Source organism: Rhodanobacter sp. 7MK24 (genome assembly GCF_014842995.1).
In the GTDB taxonomy this organism is placed as follows: domain Bacteria; phylum Pseudomonadota; class Gammaproteobacteria; order Xanthomonadales; family Rhodanobacteraceae; genus Rhodanobacter_A.
In genome coordinates, this window is sequence record NZ_JACYXL010000001.1 from 158,360 (window position 1) to 173,883 (window position 15,524).

Below are 15,524 nucleotides of genomic sequence, written 5' to 3' on the forward strand. Positions count from 1 at the left end.
TCACAACTGCCCAATCAACAACTGCACCGCCAGGCTGCTTACCGACACCGCCGCCCACACGCCCAGCCCCAGCAGGATCGGCCGCGGGCCGCTGGCGATCATCTTGCGCAGGTTGGCGGAGAGGCCGATCGCGGTGAGCGCGACGATGATCAGGAACTCGGCGGCAGCGTGCAACGCGGGCTGGATTACGACGGGGATGAGGCCGGCGGTGCGCAGCGCCGAGGCCACCAGGAACCACAGGATGAACCAAGGGAAGATGCGGCGCAGGCTGAAGTCGGTGGCGCCCATCTTCTTTTCGCGCGCGGCCACCGCGAAGGCGAGAATCAAGCAGATCGGGATGATCAGCGTGGCGCGGGTGAGCTTGACGATGGTGGCGTAGTCGCCCGCCGCGTGACTGAAGCTGTAGCCGGCGGCCACCACCGACGAGGTGTCGTTGATCGCGGTGCCGGCCCACAGGCCGAAGCCGAGGTCGCTGAGGTGCAGCAGGTGACCGAGCAGTGGGAACAGCAGCACCGCCACCACGTTGAACAGGAAGATGGTGGAGATCGCGAACGCGGTGTCGTGTTCGTCGGGCTTGATGATCGGCGTCACCGCGGCGATGGCCGAGCCGCCGCAGATCGCGGTGCCCACGCCGATCAGGATCTTCAACTTGTCGTGCACGCCCAGCCAGCGGCCCAGCGCCCACGCGCTGAGGAAGGCCACGGTCAATGTCACCAGGGTCACCGACAACGACTCCAGCCCGGTCTTCGCCACCTGGGTGAGGCTGAGGCCGAAGCCCAGCGCGATGATCGACCACTGCAGCACCTGCTTGCCGGCGAAGGCGATGCCGGGCGTGAAGCGCGCATCCGGGGCAACGATGTTGCGCACCGCGATGCCGAGCAGGATGCCGATCACCGGCCCCCCGATCAGCGGCAGCAGCCGACCCAGCCACCACGCGACGAGCGCGATCGCGATCGCGAGCAGCAGGCCGGGCGCGCGGCTGCGCAGGGTGGGGCGGGCAAGGGCGGCAGCAAGAGGGGCGTTCATGGGGTACGGCCTTATGTCGATGCGCGCCATTGTCCGCGCCGCATTCAATCAGGAAAACTTGGAATATCTGATCGTTCGTATAAGATTGAATGATGAACAACATCAGCCCGCGCCAGCTCGAAGTGTTCGTGCAGATCGCCTTGCTGGGTAGCGTGCGCGGCGCGGCCGAGCGGTTGTACCTGACCCAGCCGGCCGCCAGCATGGCGTTGGCCGAGCTGGAGCGACAGCTCGACGCGCCGCTGTTTGCCCGCGAGCGCGGCCGCTTGCGGCTGAACCCGCGTGGCCGCGAGCTGTTGCCGCTGGCGCAGGAACTGCTGGAGCGCCACGCCGAATTCGGCCGTCGCGGGCGCGAGGAGGGCGACGCGCTTTCCGGCGAGCTGCGCATCGGCGCCAGCAACACGGTGGGCAATTATCGCGTGGGCGAACTGCTGGGCGAGTTCGTGCGTGCGCAGCCGCAGGTGGCGATCCGCCTGCGTGTGGCGAACACCGACACGATTGCCGCGGCGATGCTCGACCATAGTCTCGACCTCGGCTGTGTGGAGGGTCCGGTGACGCATCCGCAACTGGAAGTGCGGCCATGGCGCGACGACCTGCTGGTGGTGTGTGCGCCACCAGACCATCCGTTGGCGCGCAGGCGCGGCTTGAAGCCTGCCGATTTCGCCGGTGCGCGCTGGGTGATGCGCGAGCCGGGCTCGGCCACCCGCGCCACCAGCGAGCGCGTGCTGTCGCAGCTGCCGCCCGGCGAGACCGTGCTGGAGCTGGATCAGATCGAGGCGATCAAGCAGGCAGTGATCGCCGGCCTCGGCATCGCCTGCCTGCCGCAGGTGGCGGTCACCGACGCGCTCGCCACCGGTCGCCTGAAGGCGTTGAAGACGCCGTTCCTCGACCTGCGCCGCAAGCTGTCCATGCTGGTCCATCGCCAGAAATACCGCGGCGCGCTGCTGGACGCCTTCATCGCGCAGGCCGGCCTGGAACGCTAGCCGCGTCGCGGCGTATCAGCGTCAGTCGTCGTCGCGGCCCAGGTCGAGCAGGTGCGCCGGCAGGCCGGTGCGGGCGCCCCAGTAATAGATGGCCAGGCCGACCAGCGCGACGGCCGCGGTATCCCAGGGATGGCCGATGATGCCGCGGCCGCCGAAGGTACCCAGCCAGGACAGCGCGATGAGCAGCGCGTAGTAGGCGATCAGCCACGCCGACGAATGCACCTCCTGGCGCAGCCTGGCGCGGCCTGCGGGCGAGGGCAGCCGGTACAGCACATAGATGGCGAACAGCGCGATCTGCAGGCCCAGCAGCCACGACACTGTCTGCCAGCTCGACCAGTACACGATCAGCGTCGCGATCACGAACGAGGCTGGTCCGATCACGCCGAAGCCGCGCACCAGGAAGGGTCGCGGCAACTGCGGCGCGTTGCGGCGCAATGCCGCCACGGTGATCGGCGCCACGGCGTAGCTCAGCACCAGGGCGGCCGAGACCACGCTGATCATCGCCTCCCACGAAGGGAACGGCAGGGTCCAGAAGATCGACAGCGCGAAGCTCAGCCAGAGCGCCGGGCGCGGGATGCCGGACTTGCCGTCGATGCGCGTGAACACCTTGAAGAACGTGCCGCTGTGCGCCCAGCCATAGACCACCCGCGGCGTGGCGTTCATGTAGATGTTGCCGGTGCCGCTGGGCGAGATCACCGCATCGCAGACCACCAGTGCGGCCAGCCAGCCGATGCCCAGCGTCAGCGCGATGTCGTGGTAGGGCAACGAGAACATCGTGCCGGTGCTGCTCCAGCCTCCGGCCAGCAGGCCGGTGGGGATGCTGCCCAGGAAGGCCATCTGGAGCAGCAGGTAGATCACGGTGGAAAGCAGCACCGAGAGGATCAGCGCGATCGGGATCGTGCGTTGCGGGTTGCGGACCTCGCTGGCCACCGAGATGATCGGCGTCAGTCCCAGGTAGGCGAAGATGATGCCGCCGGCGGAAACCGCGCCTTCCACGCCGCTGAAGCCGTTCGGGGCAAAGCCGTGCAGGCTCATGTTCCGCGGCTGGAAGTGCGCCAGCAGCACGACGACCACCAGCAGCGGCACGACGAACTTGAAGATGCTGATGAAATTGTTCGCCTTGGCGAAGGTCTTCACGCTGAAATAGTTGAGCGCGAAGAACAGCGCCAGCAGCGCCAGCTGGACCAGCCAGCCGAGCACGGTGGGGTCGCCTGCCGCATCCCGGCTCAGCGCGGGGAACCAGGCCGCTGCGTATTGGCGGCACGCCACGGTCTCGATCGCGATCAGGCTGGAAAACGCGATCAGGGTGATGAAGCCCATCAGCGAACCCAGCAGCAGCCCGTGCGAATACTCCGGGTAGCGCACCACGCCGCCGGCGCGGGGCAGCGCGGCGCCGAGTTCGCAGTAGACGATGCCGAGCAGCAGCACGGCCGCGCCGCCGATCAGCCAGGACAGCATGCCGGCCGGACCCGCAATCGCCGAGACATGGCTGGCCGAGAACAGCCAGCCGGAACCGAAAATGGCGCCGAGGCCGATGAAGGTCAGGTCGGCAAGGCTGAGCTGGCGATGGAATTTTCCCGTCGATGGCATGAGGCGTGATCCGGCGGCGGCTTGGACGGAACCCGTGGCCATGGATGCGTGGTCACGGGCGGTAGTGGAGTGACGCAGGCTTCGACGCGGCGCTGGCCGATCCCGGCCGGCGCCGTACCGTCATGGTGACTTGCAGTCGCAATGCCCGTCGTCGGCGTAAGGCGATTTGCCGCCGTCGTCGATGAAGCGGTCGATGCGCTCGTTCAATACCGGCAGCGGCACCGAGCCGGTGGACAGCACTGCGTCATGGAAGGCGCGGATGTCGAACTTCGTCCCCAGCGCCTGCTCGGCGCGCGCACGATCCTGGCGGATGGCCATCTCGCCGAGGTAGTAAGACAGCGCTTGTCCCGGCCAGGCGATGTAGCGATCCACCTCGGTCTCGATCTCGTGGTCGGCCAGCGCGGTGTTTTCGCGCAGATAGTCCTGTGCCTGCGCGCGCGTCCAATGCAGGTGATGGATGCCGGTGTCCACCACCAGCCGCGCCGCGCGCCAGGCCTGGTAGCTCAGATAGCCGAACTGTTCGTAAGGCGTGTGGTAGATGCCCATTTCCTGGCCGAGGTATTCGCAGTACAGCGCCCATCCCTCGCCGTAGGCGGAGATGTACGAATAGCGGCGGAAGTCCGGCAGGCCCTCCATCTCCGCCGCCAGCGGCATCTGCAGCGCATGGCCGGGCGAGGACTCGTGCAGGGTCAGCGCGGGCAGCGAATACAGCGGACGCGAGGGAAGGTTGTAGGTGTTGACCAGGTAGATGCCCGGGCCGCCGCGGCCACCGGTGTAGATCGGTGCCAGGTCGGGCGGCACCGGCTCGATCGCGAAACGGCGACGCGGCAGGCGGCCGATGTAGTCGCCGACCTTGCCGTCGACTTGCTTGGCGATCCAGGCCGCATCCTTCAGCAATTCCTCCGGCGTCCTGGCATAGAAGCGCGGATCGGTGCGCAGGAAGTGCAGGAAGTCGGCGAAGCTGCCCTTGAAGCCGGCCAGCGTGATGGTATCCAGCATCTGCCGGTGGATGATCGCCATCTGCTCGAGGCCGAGCTGGTGGATGGCGTCGGGGCTCATGTCCAGCGTGGTGTATTCGCGGATCTGCGCCTGGTAGAAGGCCTTGCCATCGGGCAGGTCCTCGGCGGCGATGCCGGTGCGTGCCCTGGGGATGTACTCGTCCTGCATGAAGCGGAGCAGCTTCGCGTAGGCGGGGATCACCGCATCCTTGATCGCCGCCAGCGCGTCGGCGCGCAGCGTCGCCTGCTCGGCGGCGGGAATGCTGGCCGGCATCTGCTTGAACGGCGTGTAGAAAAGATTGCTCTCGCCGGGTGCGTCGATCACGTCGCTGATCGATTGCGTGCGTCCCTGGAGAATGACCTTCGGCTGGCTGAAACCGCGTGCCAGGCCCAGTCGCATGTTGTCGGTTTCTTCGGCGAAATAGCGCGGGATGTCACGCAGCTTGCCGATGTAGTCCTGGTATTCCTTCGGCTGGGCGTAGTGGGCGCGGGCCGTGAAGCCCAGGTCGCTCCAGAAGCCCGAGTCGCTGTTGAAGGGCATTTCCCAGGTGCGGAAATGCTGCTCGGCCAGCAGGGTTTCGATCTGGAAGCGGTAGACCGCGTAGTTCACCGCCTCTTCGCCGTGCAGTTCGGCGGGCTTGATCGCGTCGAGTCTTTCCAGCACCTCGGTCCAGTAGCGTTCGCGCGCCGACTGGGTGGCGGCGTCGACCCTGGGCAGGTGGTCCGAAGGCGCGCCCTGGCTGTCCTCGTCGTCCAGCCCCTGGAACTGCTGCTGGCGCCAACTCCATTCCTGCGTGTAGATCGCGTGGAAGCGGGCAGCGGCATCGTCGGCGGCCCCGGCATGAACCGAGGCGGCCAGGCAGGCGGCGCATCCCAGGCTGGCGAACAGCTTGTTCATGAGCGGTGGTCTCCGAGGTGGTCGATGGCGCGCGTAGGGATGGCGTGGTGTCGGGAGGATCAGGCGAACGGCTGGTCGATGGCGGGCGACGGTGGCGTGAACCAGGCGGCACCGTCGCCGGTGACGTGGAAGTGGTCTTCCAGTCGCACGCCGAAGCGGTCGGGCAGCACGATCATCGGTTCGTCGCTGCAGCACATGCCCGGCTGCAGCTCGGTGGCGTTGCCGCGTACCAGGTAGGGCGTCTCGTGGATGCTCAGGCCGCAACCGTGGCCGGTGCGGTGCGGGATGCCGGGCAGGCGGTAGTCGGGACCGAGGCCGGCGCGCTCCACCACGGCGCGTGCCGCGGCATCCACCGCGGCGCATGGCACGCCGGGCCGTACCGCTTCGAACGCCGCGCGTTGCGCCGCTTGCTCGAGTGCCCAGATGCGTTCCTGTTCCGCCGTTGGCCGGCCGAAGATGTAGGTGCGGGTAATGTCGGACTGGTAGCCCTGCACGCTGCAGCCGGTGTCGATCAGCACCATTTCGTTTTCGGCCAAGCGCTGCTCGCCCGGGATGCCGTGCGGATACGCCGTGGCGCGGCCGAACTGCACGATGCAGAACGTGGAGCCGTTGTCGGCGCCCAGCGCGCGGTGCGCATCGTCGATGAAGCGGGTCAGTTCGATGCTGCTGATGTCTTCGCGGACCAGTCCGGCGGCCAGCCGGTGCACCTGCAGCGTCATCGCGGTGGCCTGTTGCATCAGGGCGAGTTCGGCCGGCGACTTGCACATGCGGCAACCATCGACGATGGCGCTGGCATCGACCACCGGCGTGCCGGCCAGCGCTGCGCGCAGGCGTTCGGCGACCACGCTGGGCGCGGCCGGATCGAGCGCAAGGTTGCCCGCACCGCGTTCGTGCAGCGCATCGGCGACCAGGGCCTGCGGATCTTCGTGCTCTTCCCAGTAGCGCAGTCCAGCCGGGATGCGCAGGGCGTGGGCCAGCGAGCCGGCCTCGAACGCGGGGCAGATCACCAGCGGCTCGCCGCGCGCGGTCAGCAGCAGGCCGAGCAGGCGCTCGCTGGCGCCCCAGCCGATTCCGCTGAAATAGCGCAGCGAGGTACCGGCGGTGATCAGCAGTGCGTCGATGCGTTGCTCGCGCATCAGGGCGCGGGCGCGCTCCAGTCGCTGCTCGTATTCCGTGGTGGCGATGGCCGCCGCCGGTGCCGGCCACGGCGCCAGCATCGCCCGGGCGTGGGCGAGGTCGAGACCGCCGATCTGCCGCGCCGGCATCATGCGGCGGGCGCCCCGGCATCGACATCGTCGACGCACCAGTGGCCGTCGATCTGCCGTGCCACGCCGCCCGGATTGCGGTCGCGCAGTTCCGGCGGCAACTGCCCGTCCGGCACATGGTCGTAACAGTGCAGGGCGGTGAAGCGCTGGATCGCCGCCGGCATGCCGACCGCGGTGAAGCCGGGATGGCCGGTGCTTGGGTAGGGGCCGCCGTGGTTCATTGCCGGGCTCACCGCCACGCCGGTCGGCATGCGGTTGCCGATCAGCCGGCCCACGCGCGGACGCAGCGCAGCGGCGACTTGCGCCCATGCATGGTCGTCGCTGTCGCCGGCGGCGCTGTAAATCGTGCCGGTGAGGTTGCCTTCGAACGCCGCTGCCAGCGCGGCCATCTGCGCGACATCGTCGGCGCGCACCAGCAGGCTGACCGGGCCGAACGCCTCGGTCTGCAGCGCCTGCGGTGCATGCAGGAACTGCGCGGCATCCACTTGCAGCAGGGTGGGCTGGTAGCGATGGCCCGGCCCTGCGGCGGCGCCGCCGGCAAGCGTGGCGGCGCCGGCCTTGCGCAGGGTGTCCACGCCGCGTTGCAGGTGCTCCAGCACGCCGCGCGAAAACAGCACGCCCGGGGCGGCTGCGGCAAAGTGCGCGGTGGCGGCGGCAACGAAGGCATCGCCGTCGGCGCCGCGCGGCACCACCACCACGCCGGGATTGGTGCAGAACTGGCCGCTGCCCATCGTGCAGGAGCTGAAGAATTCCTGCGCCAGCGCCGTGCCACGTTCGGCCAGGGCGCCAGGCAGCAGGAAGACCGGGTTGATGCTGGACAGCTCCAGATAAGCCAGCACGCCGGCCGCGTCGGCAGCGGCTTTCAGTGCCAGGCCGGTGGGACGGCCGCCGGTGAAACCGATGGCGCCCAGGCGCGGATCGCCGGCCAGTTTCAGCCCAAGCGACGCGTCGAACCGGTAGAGCATCTGCACCGCCGCCGCGGGCAGTCCGGCCTCGCGCAGCGCGACATGGGCCAACTGCGCCAGCCGCTCGCAGGTGGCCGGATGCGACGGATGCGCCTTCGCGATCACCGGATTGCGCGCTGCGATCGCCGAGGCGAAATCGCTGCCCGCGATTGCGTTGAAGGCGAACGGGAAATTGTTCGGCCCGAACACCAGCACGGGTTTGTGCAGCGGAGCGCGATGACTGCGCAGGCCTGCCGCGGTATCGATCACCGGCTGCGTCCAGCCGAAATTGCGCACGGCGCGCGCGGCCTGGCGCAACTGGCCGCAGGTGCGCGGCAGTTCCACCTTGGCCAGCCGGGTCTCGGCGGGCAGCGCGGTTTCGGCATGGGCCAGCGCGACCAGCGCTTCGGCATCGCGTTCGATACCGTTGGCATAGGCGTCGAGGAAGGTGGCGATCTGCTCCGGCGGCGTCCGCGCCAGTTCGTCCGCCACCGCAGCTGCCGCGGCGATGGCGGCTTCCACGTCGGCGGCGCCACTGACCGGGAACTCCGCGCCGATGGTGTTGCCGGTGGCGGGATCCTCGGCGCGGAAGCTGGCGGTCGGTTCGCTGGCCGGCCGCCACTCGCCCGCGATCAATACAGGTTGCGCGACCATCTCAGAGCGCCGGCGCGTTGGCGATGGCATGGTCGATCACGCGCAGCGCGGCATCGCGTTCGGCACCTTCGATGAGCAGCCGCGGCGCGCGCACGCGTTCGTTGCCCAAGCCGACCTTCTGCTGCACCAGCTTGATCAGCTGTACGAACTTCGGCACGGTATCCAGCCGCAGCAGCGGCAGGAACCAGGCATACAGCTCGGCGGCTGCATCGGCGCCGCCATCGCGTGCCAGTTCGAACAGCTTCACCGATTCCTTCGGATAGGCATTGACCAGGCCGGCGATCCAGCCGCGCGCGCCCATCGCCACGCCTTCGACGATGGCGTCGTCCATGCCCACCAGCAGTTCGAGGCGGTCGCCCAGCAATGCACGCAAGGCGGCGAAGCGGCGCACGTCGCCGGAGGACTCCTTCACCGCCTGCACGTTGGGGTAGGCGTGCGCGAGTTCGGCGATCTGCTCAGGCGTGAAGTCGGTCTTGTAGGCGACCGGATTGTTGTAGAGCATGCACGGCAGGTCGGTGGCGGCGATCACTGCGCGCAGGTGCGCGCCCATCTCGCGCCAGTCGGTGGAGTACACGTAGGGCGGCAGCACCATCAGGCCGCCGCAGCCCAGGGCCTTGGCCTCGCGGGCGAGGCGCGCGGCTTCGTCGGTGGACAGCGCGGCAATGCCGGGGATCACCGGCGCGCGTCCGTCCAGCGCCTTCACCAGGGTGCGGATGATCGCCAGCTTTTCGTCGAACGTCAGCGTCGCCGCCTCGCCCAGCGAGCCCAGCGGCACGATGCCCTTGCAACCGCTGTCGATCAGGGTGCGGGCGTGCTCGGCGAGAAAGGCGTGATCGACCTGGCCGTCGGCGGCGAACGGCGTGGTGATGGCGGGAATGACGCCGTGCCAGATGGATGCATTGCTCATGGTCAACTACCTCGGATGTGTCAGTCGGAAAGAGGTGGGGAAGCCTCGGCCAGCGTGGCCAGCCGGGCAGGGAACAGGGGCGGCCGCGGACCGCTGCGCGGGAAGCGGCCGAGTTCGGCCAGCGCGCTGCCGCAGATGCGGCCCTGGCAGGCGCCCATGCCGCAACGCGTGGCCAGCTTGGCGTCGCGCGCATCGGTATAGCCACCCAATTCGCCCAGGGTGACGTCCTCGCAGCGGCAGATCGTGGTCTGTGGCGTGGCCAGCGTGCGCAGGCGCGGATCCAGGGCGAAGTGGGTGGACAGCAATCCGGCGAACCGCCGGGCCCTGGCACGCGCGGGCAGCAGGGCGCTGGCGGCGGTCAGGTCGCCAGCCGCCATGTGGCCGGCGATCGCGCCTTCGATGCGCGCAGCGGCGAGGCCGCCGATGCCGCACAGCTCGCCGGCGGCGTGGATGCCGGCAACGCTGGTGCGCGACAGTGCATCGACCTGCACGTGCGGATGTGTGTCGTGCGCGGCTAGCGCGCAGCCGAGCAGTTGCGCCAGTTCGACGTTCGGCACCAGGCCATAGCCGGTGGCGAGCAGGTCGCACTCGACCTGTTGCGCGCCATCGGGGCCTTCGATGTCCACCGATTGCAGGCGGTCGTCGCCGTTGGCGCGACGGACGAACGAGCCGCAGCGATAGGCCACACCTGCCAGGCGTGTGCGCAGGGAGATCGCCTGCACTGCGCGCGCAGGCCAATGCAGCATCTGCCGCGCGAAGGCATGCACCGCCGCCGTCGGCGCCTGCTCGTGGATGCCGAGCAGGTGTGCGCCATGCGCGCGCAGGGTGGCGGCCGCGGCAAGCAGCAGCGGGCCGGTGCCGCTGACCAGCACGCGCTTGCCGGCGACGGGCCAACCCTGCTTTGCCAGTGCCTGCAGTCCGCCGGCACCGCTGACGCCGGGCAGCGTCCAACCGGGGAATGGCAGCATCAGTTCGCGTGCGCCGGTGGCCAGCACCAGCGCGCCGTAGCCGAGCAGGCGTACACCGTCGGGGTGCTCAACGCGCAAGACCTGCGTCTCGGCGCCCACCACGCTGTGCCGGGCCAGCCACTCCACGCGTGCCAGTGCCGCGAAGGCATGTCGTGCGGCGTGCGGCGACGCCTGGCGGACATCATGGCGCCAGACCTGGCCGCCAGGACGCGGCTGGGCATCGATCACGCCCACCCGCGCGCCATGGCCGGCCGCCGCCTGCGCCGTGGCGAGGCCGGCGGGGCCGGCGCCGACCACCAGCACGTCGTAGTGCTCAGTCATCGGTCTGCACCTGCATGCCATTACGTGCCGGAATCATGCATGCGCGCTGGTGGGCGACGCCGTCGATGCGCAGGCGACACTCGAAGCAAACGCCCATGCCGCACAGCGGCGCCCGCGACTCGCCGCGCACCGAACGGCGGAAGTGCGGGGTGACCGTGGCGACCGCGGCGGCAACGCTGCTGCCGTCCGGCATCTCGACCGCGCAACCGTTCACCGTGAGTCGGACCAGACCGCTCATGCCGCGACTCTCGACGGCGCGTAGGGCGCCGGGTCGATCGCCGGCGTGCGGCCATGGATCAGGTCCAGCAACAGGCGAGCGCTGCCCGGCGCGGTGGTGATGCCGAGGCCTTCGTGGCCGGCAGCTACCCACAGGTTGGCGCGTCCGGGCACGGCGCCGAGATAGGGCAGCCCGTCGGGCGTGGCGGGGCGGAAGCCGGTCCACGCGCGCAAGGCCTGCAGCTTGCGCAGCACCGGCATGAAGGCGAACGCACGTTCCAGCATGCGTTGCAGCATGACGGGCGAAACTTCCGCGTCCGCGGCGTCGAACTCGCGCGCGGAGCCGATCAGGATTTGCCCGGTCGGACGCGGCTGCACATTGAAGGCGACGCTGCTGCCCGCGTCGCCATGCGCGCTATCGGCATAACCCAGTTCGAGCAGTTGGTGGCGCAGCAGGGCCGGGTAGCGCTCAGTGATCACCAAATGGCCCTTGCGCGGGCGCAGCGGCAGTTGCGGCAGCAACTCGGGCAGCGCGCAGCCAGTGGCGACCAGGGTCGGCCCAGCCAGCCGGGTACCGTCATCGAGCTGCACGCCGTCGCGGGTCAGCTGTTGCACGCGGCGGCCGGCATGCAGCTGCGCGCCGCGCGATTGCGCGCGACGCACCAGGTAGCGCGCCACGCGCGGCGGATACACCACCGCCTCGCGCGGCACCAGCATGCCTCCGTGCATGCCGGGCGCCAGCTCCGGTTCCAGCTCGTAGAGGGTTTTCGCATCGACGGCATGAGCCTGGATGCCGGCGGCGGCGAGCCGCGCGCTGCGTTGTCCGGCCGCACGCAGCTCGTGTTCCCCGCGCGCCACCCACAGCGTGCCACAGCGGCTGAATTCGGCTTCCTGCAGGTCGGAGAATTCCTCCCATTGCTGCAGCGAGTAGTGCGCCAATGCGAGTTCCGCCGGGTCGTCGTCCATGGCCACCAGGTGCCCCATCGCCGCCGCGGTGGCGCCGCCGCCGATCGGGCCGGGCTCGATGATGGTCACACGCAGGCCTTCCGCCGCCGCTGCATCGGCACAGCAGGCACCGACGATGCCGGCGCCGACCACGATCAGGTCATGGCTGGCGATGCCACCCTTCATTCGGCGCCGCTGCCCCAGGCGAAAGCATCGGCCTCGTCGAACAGCAGGGTCGCGCGGGCAACCACGAACGCGGTGCCGGTGATCTGCGGCAGCACGCCGCGCGGGCCGGGCGCATAGCTCCCCTCGAACACGCTGCCGAGGATGCTTTCCTGCCGCCACGGCGCACCGGGCGCCAGCTTGCCGTCGGCGGCGAGGCAGGCCAGCTTGGCGCTGGTGCCGGTGCCGCAGGGCGAACGGTCGTAGGCCAGGCCGGGGCACAGCACGAAGTTGCGCGCGTCCAGACCGGGGTGCGGCGAGGCGCCGTTGATCTCGATGTGATCGATCTCGGCGCCGTCCGTGCCGGCGATGCCGTTCGATTCAAGCGCGCGGCGAATCGCCTCGGTGTAAGCGGTGAGTTCGCGCTGGTGCCGGATTTCCAGCGGCAGCGGCGTGTCCCCGGTGATGAAGAACCAGTTGCCGCCCCAGGCGATGTCGCCGGTGACGCGGCCATAGCCCGGCACGTCGACGCCGACTCCGGCGGCGTGGCGGTAGCTTTCCACGTTGCCCACGGTGACGCGGCCGTCGTTATGCAGCTCGGCCTCCACGGTGCCTACCGGCGTGTCGATGCGGTGCCTGCCCGGAGCGATGCGGCCAAGATGCTGCAATGTGCGCACCAGGCCGATCGTGCCGTGGCCGCACATGCCGAGGTAGGAAACATTGTTGAAGTAGATGACGCTGGCGCAGGCGCCGGCCGTCTGCGGCGGCAGCAGCAGCGCGCCGACGACGGTGCTGCTGCCGCGCGGCTCGCATGCGATGGCGCTGCGCCAGCGGTCGAAATCGCGGCGGAAGCGTTCGCGCTGTTCCATCAGCGTGCCGTTGCCCAGATCGGGGAACCCGCTGATGACGACGCGGGTGGGTTCGCCGCCGGTATGGGAGTCGATCACGTCTATCGTAGTCATGCGCTTATGCTCGCCCCGCCGCGGCCGGGCGTCTATGGGCTCTTGCGGTTCGCCGATGCGGAAATCGGCATACTTCGATGGCCTGCCGGATCGGCGCAGTGGCCGCGGAAATTCCGGCGGACGAAGTGAATGCGCCGCTCGGCGGACGGCCCGGCATGGCGCTTCTCGTGAAGGAAACGGCGGCCCGCTACGCGTACGCCAATTTCATCCCGGCGCAACGAGGGGATCGCCGTTAGCCGCCGAGTTGCGCCAGCAGCTCGGCCACGCGCTCGTGGGTGGTGGCGCGCAGCAGGCGAGCGCAGTGGCTGCGCAGCATGGCATGGTCCAGCGTGGCGAGGCGATCGCGCACCAGCAGCAACTGGCTGGGGTGCATGCTGAATTCGGTGAGGCCGAGCGCGAGCAGCATCGCGGTGAAGTTCACGTCGCCGCCGATTTCGCCGCACAGGCTTACCGGCTTCTTCGCGCGGCGCCCCGCGCCGATCACGTGCGAGAGCAGGCGCAGCAAGGCCGGCTGCAGCGGGGTGTAGATGTTGTCCAGCGCGTCGTTGCCGCGGTCGGCGGCGAGCACGTACTGAGCGAGATCGTTGGTGCCGATGGCGAGGAAGTCGGCATGTTCGAGCAGCGAGCGCACGTTGATCGCGGCGGCGGGCACTTCGATCATCGCGCCCAGCGGCAGTTTCTCGGGCAGGTCGATGTTCTCGCGCTTCAGGTCCTGCCGCGCCAGCTTGAACAGTGTGCGCACCGCGATCAGTTCGTCCGGCTGGGTCACCATCGGCACCAGCACGCGCATCGGGCCGTAGCAGGCGGCGCGCAGGATGGCGCGGATCTGCGTGGTGAACACCGCAGGGTAGCGCAGCGACAGACGCACGCCACGCACGCCCAGCGCAGGATTGTCTTCGCCGCGCATCACCAGGCCGGCGGCGTCGGCCTTGTCGGCGCCGAGGTCCAGCGTGCGGATCGTGACCGGCAGGCCGCCCATGCCCAGCACCAGGTCGCGGTAGGCATTGAACTGCTCGTCTTCCGTGGGCAGGCCTTTGTGGCGCAGGAACAGGAATTCGGTGCGGTAGAGGCCCACGCCGTCGGCGCCGCGCGTGCGCGCCAGCGCAACATCGGTGGGTGTTTCCGCGTTCGCCAGCAGGCGGATGGCCACTTCGTCGCGGGTGCGCGTGGCCGCGTTGGCAAGCGTGGCCAGGCGGCGGCCCTCGGCGGCGGCCTCGCGCTGCCACGCGCGGTAGCGGGCGAGGTCCTGCGCGGTGGGGTGCACGATGGCCTCGCCGCGGTCGGCGTCGAGCAGGATCAGGTCGTCGTCGTGCAGCAGCGACAGCGCATCGCGCGCGCCCACCAGCATCGGCAGGCCAAGGCTGCGCGCGAGGATGGCGCTGTGCGAGTACGCGCTGCCGGAACTGGTGACCGCGCCGAGCAGGCCGTTGCCGGCCAGCTGGGCCATGTCGGCCGGTGCGATGGTGTCGGCGATCAGGATCTCGCCCACGCGCGCAGCGATCTTGCGTTCTTCCGGTGTGGTGTGGCGCTGCAGGGCCGAGACCACGCGGGCGATGACCTGGTCGATGTCCTCCTTGCGGCTGCGCAGGTAGGGATCGTCCATCGCCTCGAACACTGCGGCCAGGCGATCGCGCTGTTTCTTGAGCGCGGCGGCGGCGCGGTAGTGGCCGATCTTCACCAAGTCGTCGAGGCCGCGCAGCAATTCGGCATCGTCCAGCAGCAGGCTGTGCGCGTCGATGAACTCGTTGACCTCGCGTGCCAGCGCGCCGTGCAGCTTGCCGCGCAGTTCGCGCAGCTCCTGCCGCGCCGTGTCCAGCGCGCGATGCAGGTGCTCCAGCTCGGCTTCGACTTCGTCCTCGGCCAGCGGGCGGTTGTCCACGGCGTAGCGGCTGGGGCGCACCAGGCGTGCGCGCCCCAGCGCCATGCCGCGCGAGGCCAGGGTGCCGGGCAGGACATGCCTCATTCCGATCAGGCTCCTTCGTCGAATTTGCGGTCGAAAAGATCGGCCACGGCATCCAGCGCCGCCTGCTCGTCCGGGCCATCGGCGCGGATCGTCAGCGACGTGCCGATGCCGGCGGCCAGCATCATGACGCCCATGATGCTCTGCGCGTTGACTTCGCGGCCCCTATTCAGCAGCAGCACGGTGGATTTGTAGCCCTGCACCAGTTGCACCAGCTTGGCCGAAGCGCGCGCGTGCAGGCCGAGTTTGTTGGAGACGACGATTTCTTTTTCAAGCATGGGTCAGGCTTTTCGAGAATGGCTCATGGACAGGCTTTGTCGATGAAGATGCCGCCGCGGCCGCCGCTGGCCGCGATCTCGGCTAGTTCGTCCAGCGTCTTGTCGGAGTAATTGAGCACGCGCAGCAACATCGGCAGGTTGAGGCCGGATACGCAGCGCAGACGCACGCCCAGCGAGCTGAGCGACAGCCCGATATTGCAGGGCGTGGCGCCGTAGAGGTCGGCCAGCACCAGCACGCCCTCGCCCTGGTCGAGCGCACGCGCATGGCGCGCGGTGAGCGTGCGCATCACGTCGGGATCGGCCTGCGGCGGCACTTCCACTGCCTCCACCTGCAAGGGCAGTTTCGGCATCACGTGATGGGCGGCGGAAATCAGTGCCTGGCCGACCGCCTCGTGGGTCATCAGCAGCACGCCGACGCTCATGGCCGTGCTTCCGTCTGGTTGGTTTGTC

General features: G+C 69.3%; 15 protein-coding genes. 2 read left to right on the forward strand and 13 right to left on the reverse strand.

Features of this window, described 5'->3' with window-relative positions; all coding sequences use genetic code 11:
• Window positions 1–1,026: a putative sulfate exporter family transporter gene (locus IHE49_RS00655; RefSeq protein ID WP_192153964.1), complete on the reverse strand. Its 1,026-nt coding sequence runs from the start codon at window positions 1,024–1,026 to the stop codon at window positions 1–3.
• A gap of 92 nt (window positions 1,027–1,118) precedes the next feature.
• Here IHE49_RS00655 and IHE49_RS00660 point away from each other — a divergent pair, with 92 nt between their 5' ends.
• The gene (locus IHE49_RS00660; protein ID WP_192153966.1) at window positions 1,119–2,006 is read left to right on the forward strand and encodes a LysR family transcriptional regulator; all 888 of its coding nucleotides are present in this window, start codon (window positions 1,119–1,121) and stop codon (window positions 2,004–2,006) included.
• 21 nt (window positions 2,007–2,027) lie between these two features.
• Here the strand turns inward: IHE49_RS00660 and IHE49_RS00665 are convergent, their stop codons facing one another.
• The 9 genes from IHE49_RS00665 to IHE49_RS00705 form a co-directional block, all read right to left on the reverse strand.
• Window positions 2,028–3,596 (reverse strand): APC family permease, encoded by a 1,569-nt coding sequence (locus IHE49_RS00665; protein ID WP_192153968.1) that lies wholly within the window; start codon window positions 3,594–3,596, stop codon window positions 2,028–2,030.
• Between the two features lie 120 nt (window positions 3,597–3,716).
• Window positions 3,717–5,492: a DUF885 family protein gene (locus tag IHE49_RS00670; protein WP_192153970.1), complete on the reverse strand. Its 1,776-nt coding sequence runs from the start codon at window positions 5,490–5,492 to the stop codon at window positions 3,717–3,719.
• A gap of 59 nt (window positions 5,493–5,551) precedes the next feature.
• Window positions 5,552–6,760 (reverse strand): Xaa-Pro peptidase family protein, encoded by a 1,209-nt coding sequence (locus IHE49_RS00675; RefSeq protein WP_192153972.1) that lies wholly within the window; start codon window positions 6,758–6,760, stop codon window positions 5,552–5,554.
• On the reverse strand, window positions 6,757–8,355 hold the full coding sequence (locus IHE49_RS00680) for an aldehyde dehydrogenase family protein (protein WP_192153974.1): 1,599 nt from the start codon (window positions 8,353–8,355) through the stop codon (window positions 6,757–6,759). The genes IHE49_RS00675 and IHE49_RS00680 overlap by 4 nt, the downstream gene beginning before the upstream one ends.
• A 1-nt stretch (window position 8,356) precedes the next feature.
• Window positions 8,357–9,262 (reverse strand): dihydrodipicolinate synthase family protein, encoded by a 906-nt coding sequence (locus IHE49_RS00685; RefSeq protein WP_192153976.1) that lies wholly within the window; start codon window positions 9,260–9,262, stop codon window positions 8,357–8,359.
• A 20-nt stretch (window positions 9,263–9,282) separates the two neighbouring features.
• Entirely contained in the window at window positions 9,283–10,551 is a 1,269-nt protein-coding gene (locus tag IHE49_RS00690) for an NAD(P)/FAD-dependent oxidoreductase (protein WP_192153978.1), read from the reverse strand.
• A complete protein-coding gene (locus tag IHE49_RS00695; protein ID WP_192153980.1) occupies window positions 10,544–10,789 on the reverse strand; it encodes a (2Fe-2S)-binding protein in 246 nt (81 codons plus the stop codon). Before IHE49_RS00695 ends, IHE49_RS00690 begins: the two co-directional genes overlap by 8 nt.
• Entirely contained in the window at window positions 10,786–11,898 is a 1,113-nt protein-coding gene (locus IHE49_RS00700; RefSeq protein WP_192153982.1) for an FAD-dependent oxidoreductase, read from the reverse strand. Before IHE49_RS00700 ends, IHE49_RS00695 begins: the two co-directional genes overlap by 4 nt.
• The gene (locus IHE49_RS00705) at window positions 11,895–12,836 is read right to left on the reverse strand and encodes a 4-hydroxyproline epimerase (RefSeq protein WP_192153984.1); all 942 of its coding nucleotides are present in this window, start codon (window positions 12,834–12,836) and stop codon (window positions 11,895–11,897) included. Before IHE49_RS00705 ends, IHE49_RS00700 begins: the two co-directional genes overlap by 4 nt.
• A gap of 77 nt (window positions 12,837–12,913) precedes the next feature.
• Here IHE49_RS00705 and IHE49_RS00710 point away from each other — a divergent pair, with 77 nt between their 5' ends.
• The gene (locus IHE49_RS00710; RefSeq protein ID WP_192153986.1) at window positions 12,914–13,072 is read left to right on the forward strand and encodes a hypothetical protein; all 159 of its coding nucleotides are present in this window, start codon (window positions 12,914–12,916) and stop codon (window positions 13,070–13,072) included.
• Here IHE49_RS00710 and ptsP read toward each other — a convergent pair.
• From ptsP to IHE49_RS00725, 3 genes are read right to left on the reverse strand one after another with little or no spacing between them, the layout of a single operon-like run.
• A complete protein-coding gene (ptsP, locus tag IHE49_RS00715) occupies window positions 13,069–14,799 on the reverse strand; it encodes a phosphoenolpyruvate--protein phosphotransferase (protein ID WP_192153988.1) in 1,731 nt (576 codons plus the stop codon). The genes IHE49_RS00710 and ptsP overlap by 4 nt on opposite strands.
• Window positions 14,800–14,804: 5 nt before the next feature.
• The gene (locus tag IHE49_RS00720; RefSeq protein ID WP_192153990.1) at window positions 14,805–15,074 is read right to left on the reverse strand and encodes an HPr family phosphocarrier protein; all 270 of its coding nucleotides are present in this window, start codon (window positions 15,072–15,074) and stop codon (window positions 14,805–14,807) included.
• A 23-nt stretch (window positions 15,075–15,097) separates the two neighbouring features.
• Window positions 15,098–15,496, reverse strand: coding sequence for a PTS fructose IIA subunit family protein (locus IHE49_RS00725; protein WP_192153992.1), 399 nt, complete (start codon window positions 15,494–15,496; stop codon window positions 15,098–15,100).
• Window positions 15,497–15,524 lie beyond the last annotated feature (28 nt).

Excerpts from the sequence above, each read along its gene's own strand:
- IHE49_RS00655 (WP_192153964.1), bottom strand. The coding sequence starts at position 1,026 with ATGAACGCCCCTCTTGCTGCCGCCCTTGCCCGCCCCACCCTGCGCAGC.
- IHE49_RS00660 (WP_192153966.1), top strand. The coding sequence starts at position 1,119 with ATGAACAACATCAGCCCGCGCCAGCTCGAAGTGTTCGTGCAGATCGCC.
- IHE49_RS00665 (WP_192153968.1), bottom strand. The coding sequence starts at position 3,596 with ATGCCATCGACGGGAAAATTCCATCGCCAGCTCAGCCTTGCCGACCTG.
- IHE49_RS00670 (WP_192153970.1), bottom strand. The coding sequence starts at position 5,492 with ATGAACAAGCTGTTCGCCAGCCTGGGATGCGCCGCCTGCCTGGCCGCC.
- IHE49_RS00675 (WP_192153972.1), bottom strand. The coding sequence starts at position 6,760 with ATGATGCCGGCGCGGCAGATCGGCGGTCTCGACCTCGCCCACGCCCGG.
- IHE49_RS00680 (WP_192153974.1), bottom strand. The coding sequence starts at position 8,355 with ATGGTCGCGCAACCTGTATTGATCGCGGGCGAGTGGCGGCCGGCCAGC.
- IHE49_RS00685 (WP_192153976.1), bottom strand. The coding sequence starts at position 9,262 with ATGAGCAATGCATCCATCTGGCACGGCGTCATTCCCGCCATCACCACG.
- IHE49_RS00690 (WP_192153978.1), bottom strand. The coding sequence starts at position 10,551 with ATGACTGAGCACTACGACGTGCTGGTGGTCGGCGCCGGCCCCGCCGGC.
- IHE49_RS00695 (WP_192153980.1), bottom strand. The coding sequence starts at position 10,789 with ATGAGCGGTCTGGTCCGACTCACGGTGAACGGTTGCGCGGTCGAGATG.
- IHE49_RS00700 (WP_192153982.1), bottom strand. The coding sequence starts at position 11,898 with ATGAAGGGTGGCATCGCCAGCCATGACCTGATCGTGGTCGGCGCCGGC.
- IHE49_RS00705 (WP_192153984.1), bottom strand. The coding sequence starts at position 12,836 with ATGACTACGATAGACGTGATCGACTCCCATACCGGCGGCGAACCCACC.
- IHE49_RS00710 (WP_192153986.1), top strand. The coding sequence starts at position 12,914 with ATGGCCTGCCGGATCGGCGCAGTGGCCGCGGAAATTCCGGCGGACGAA.
- ptsP (WP_192153988.1), bottom strand. The coding sequence starts at position 14,799 with ATGAGGCATGTCCTGCCCGGCACCCTGGCCTCGCGCGGCATGGCGCTG.
- IHE49_RS00720 (WP_192153990.1), bottom strand. The coding sequence starts at position 15,074 with ATGCTTGAAAAAGAAATCGTCGTCTCCAACAAACTCGGCCTGCACGCG.
- IHE49_RS00725 (WP_192153992.1), bottom strand. The coding sequence starts at position 15,496 with ATGAGCGTCGGCGTGCTGCTGATGACCCACGAGGCGGTCGGCCAGGCA.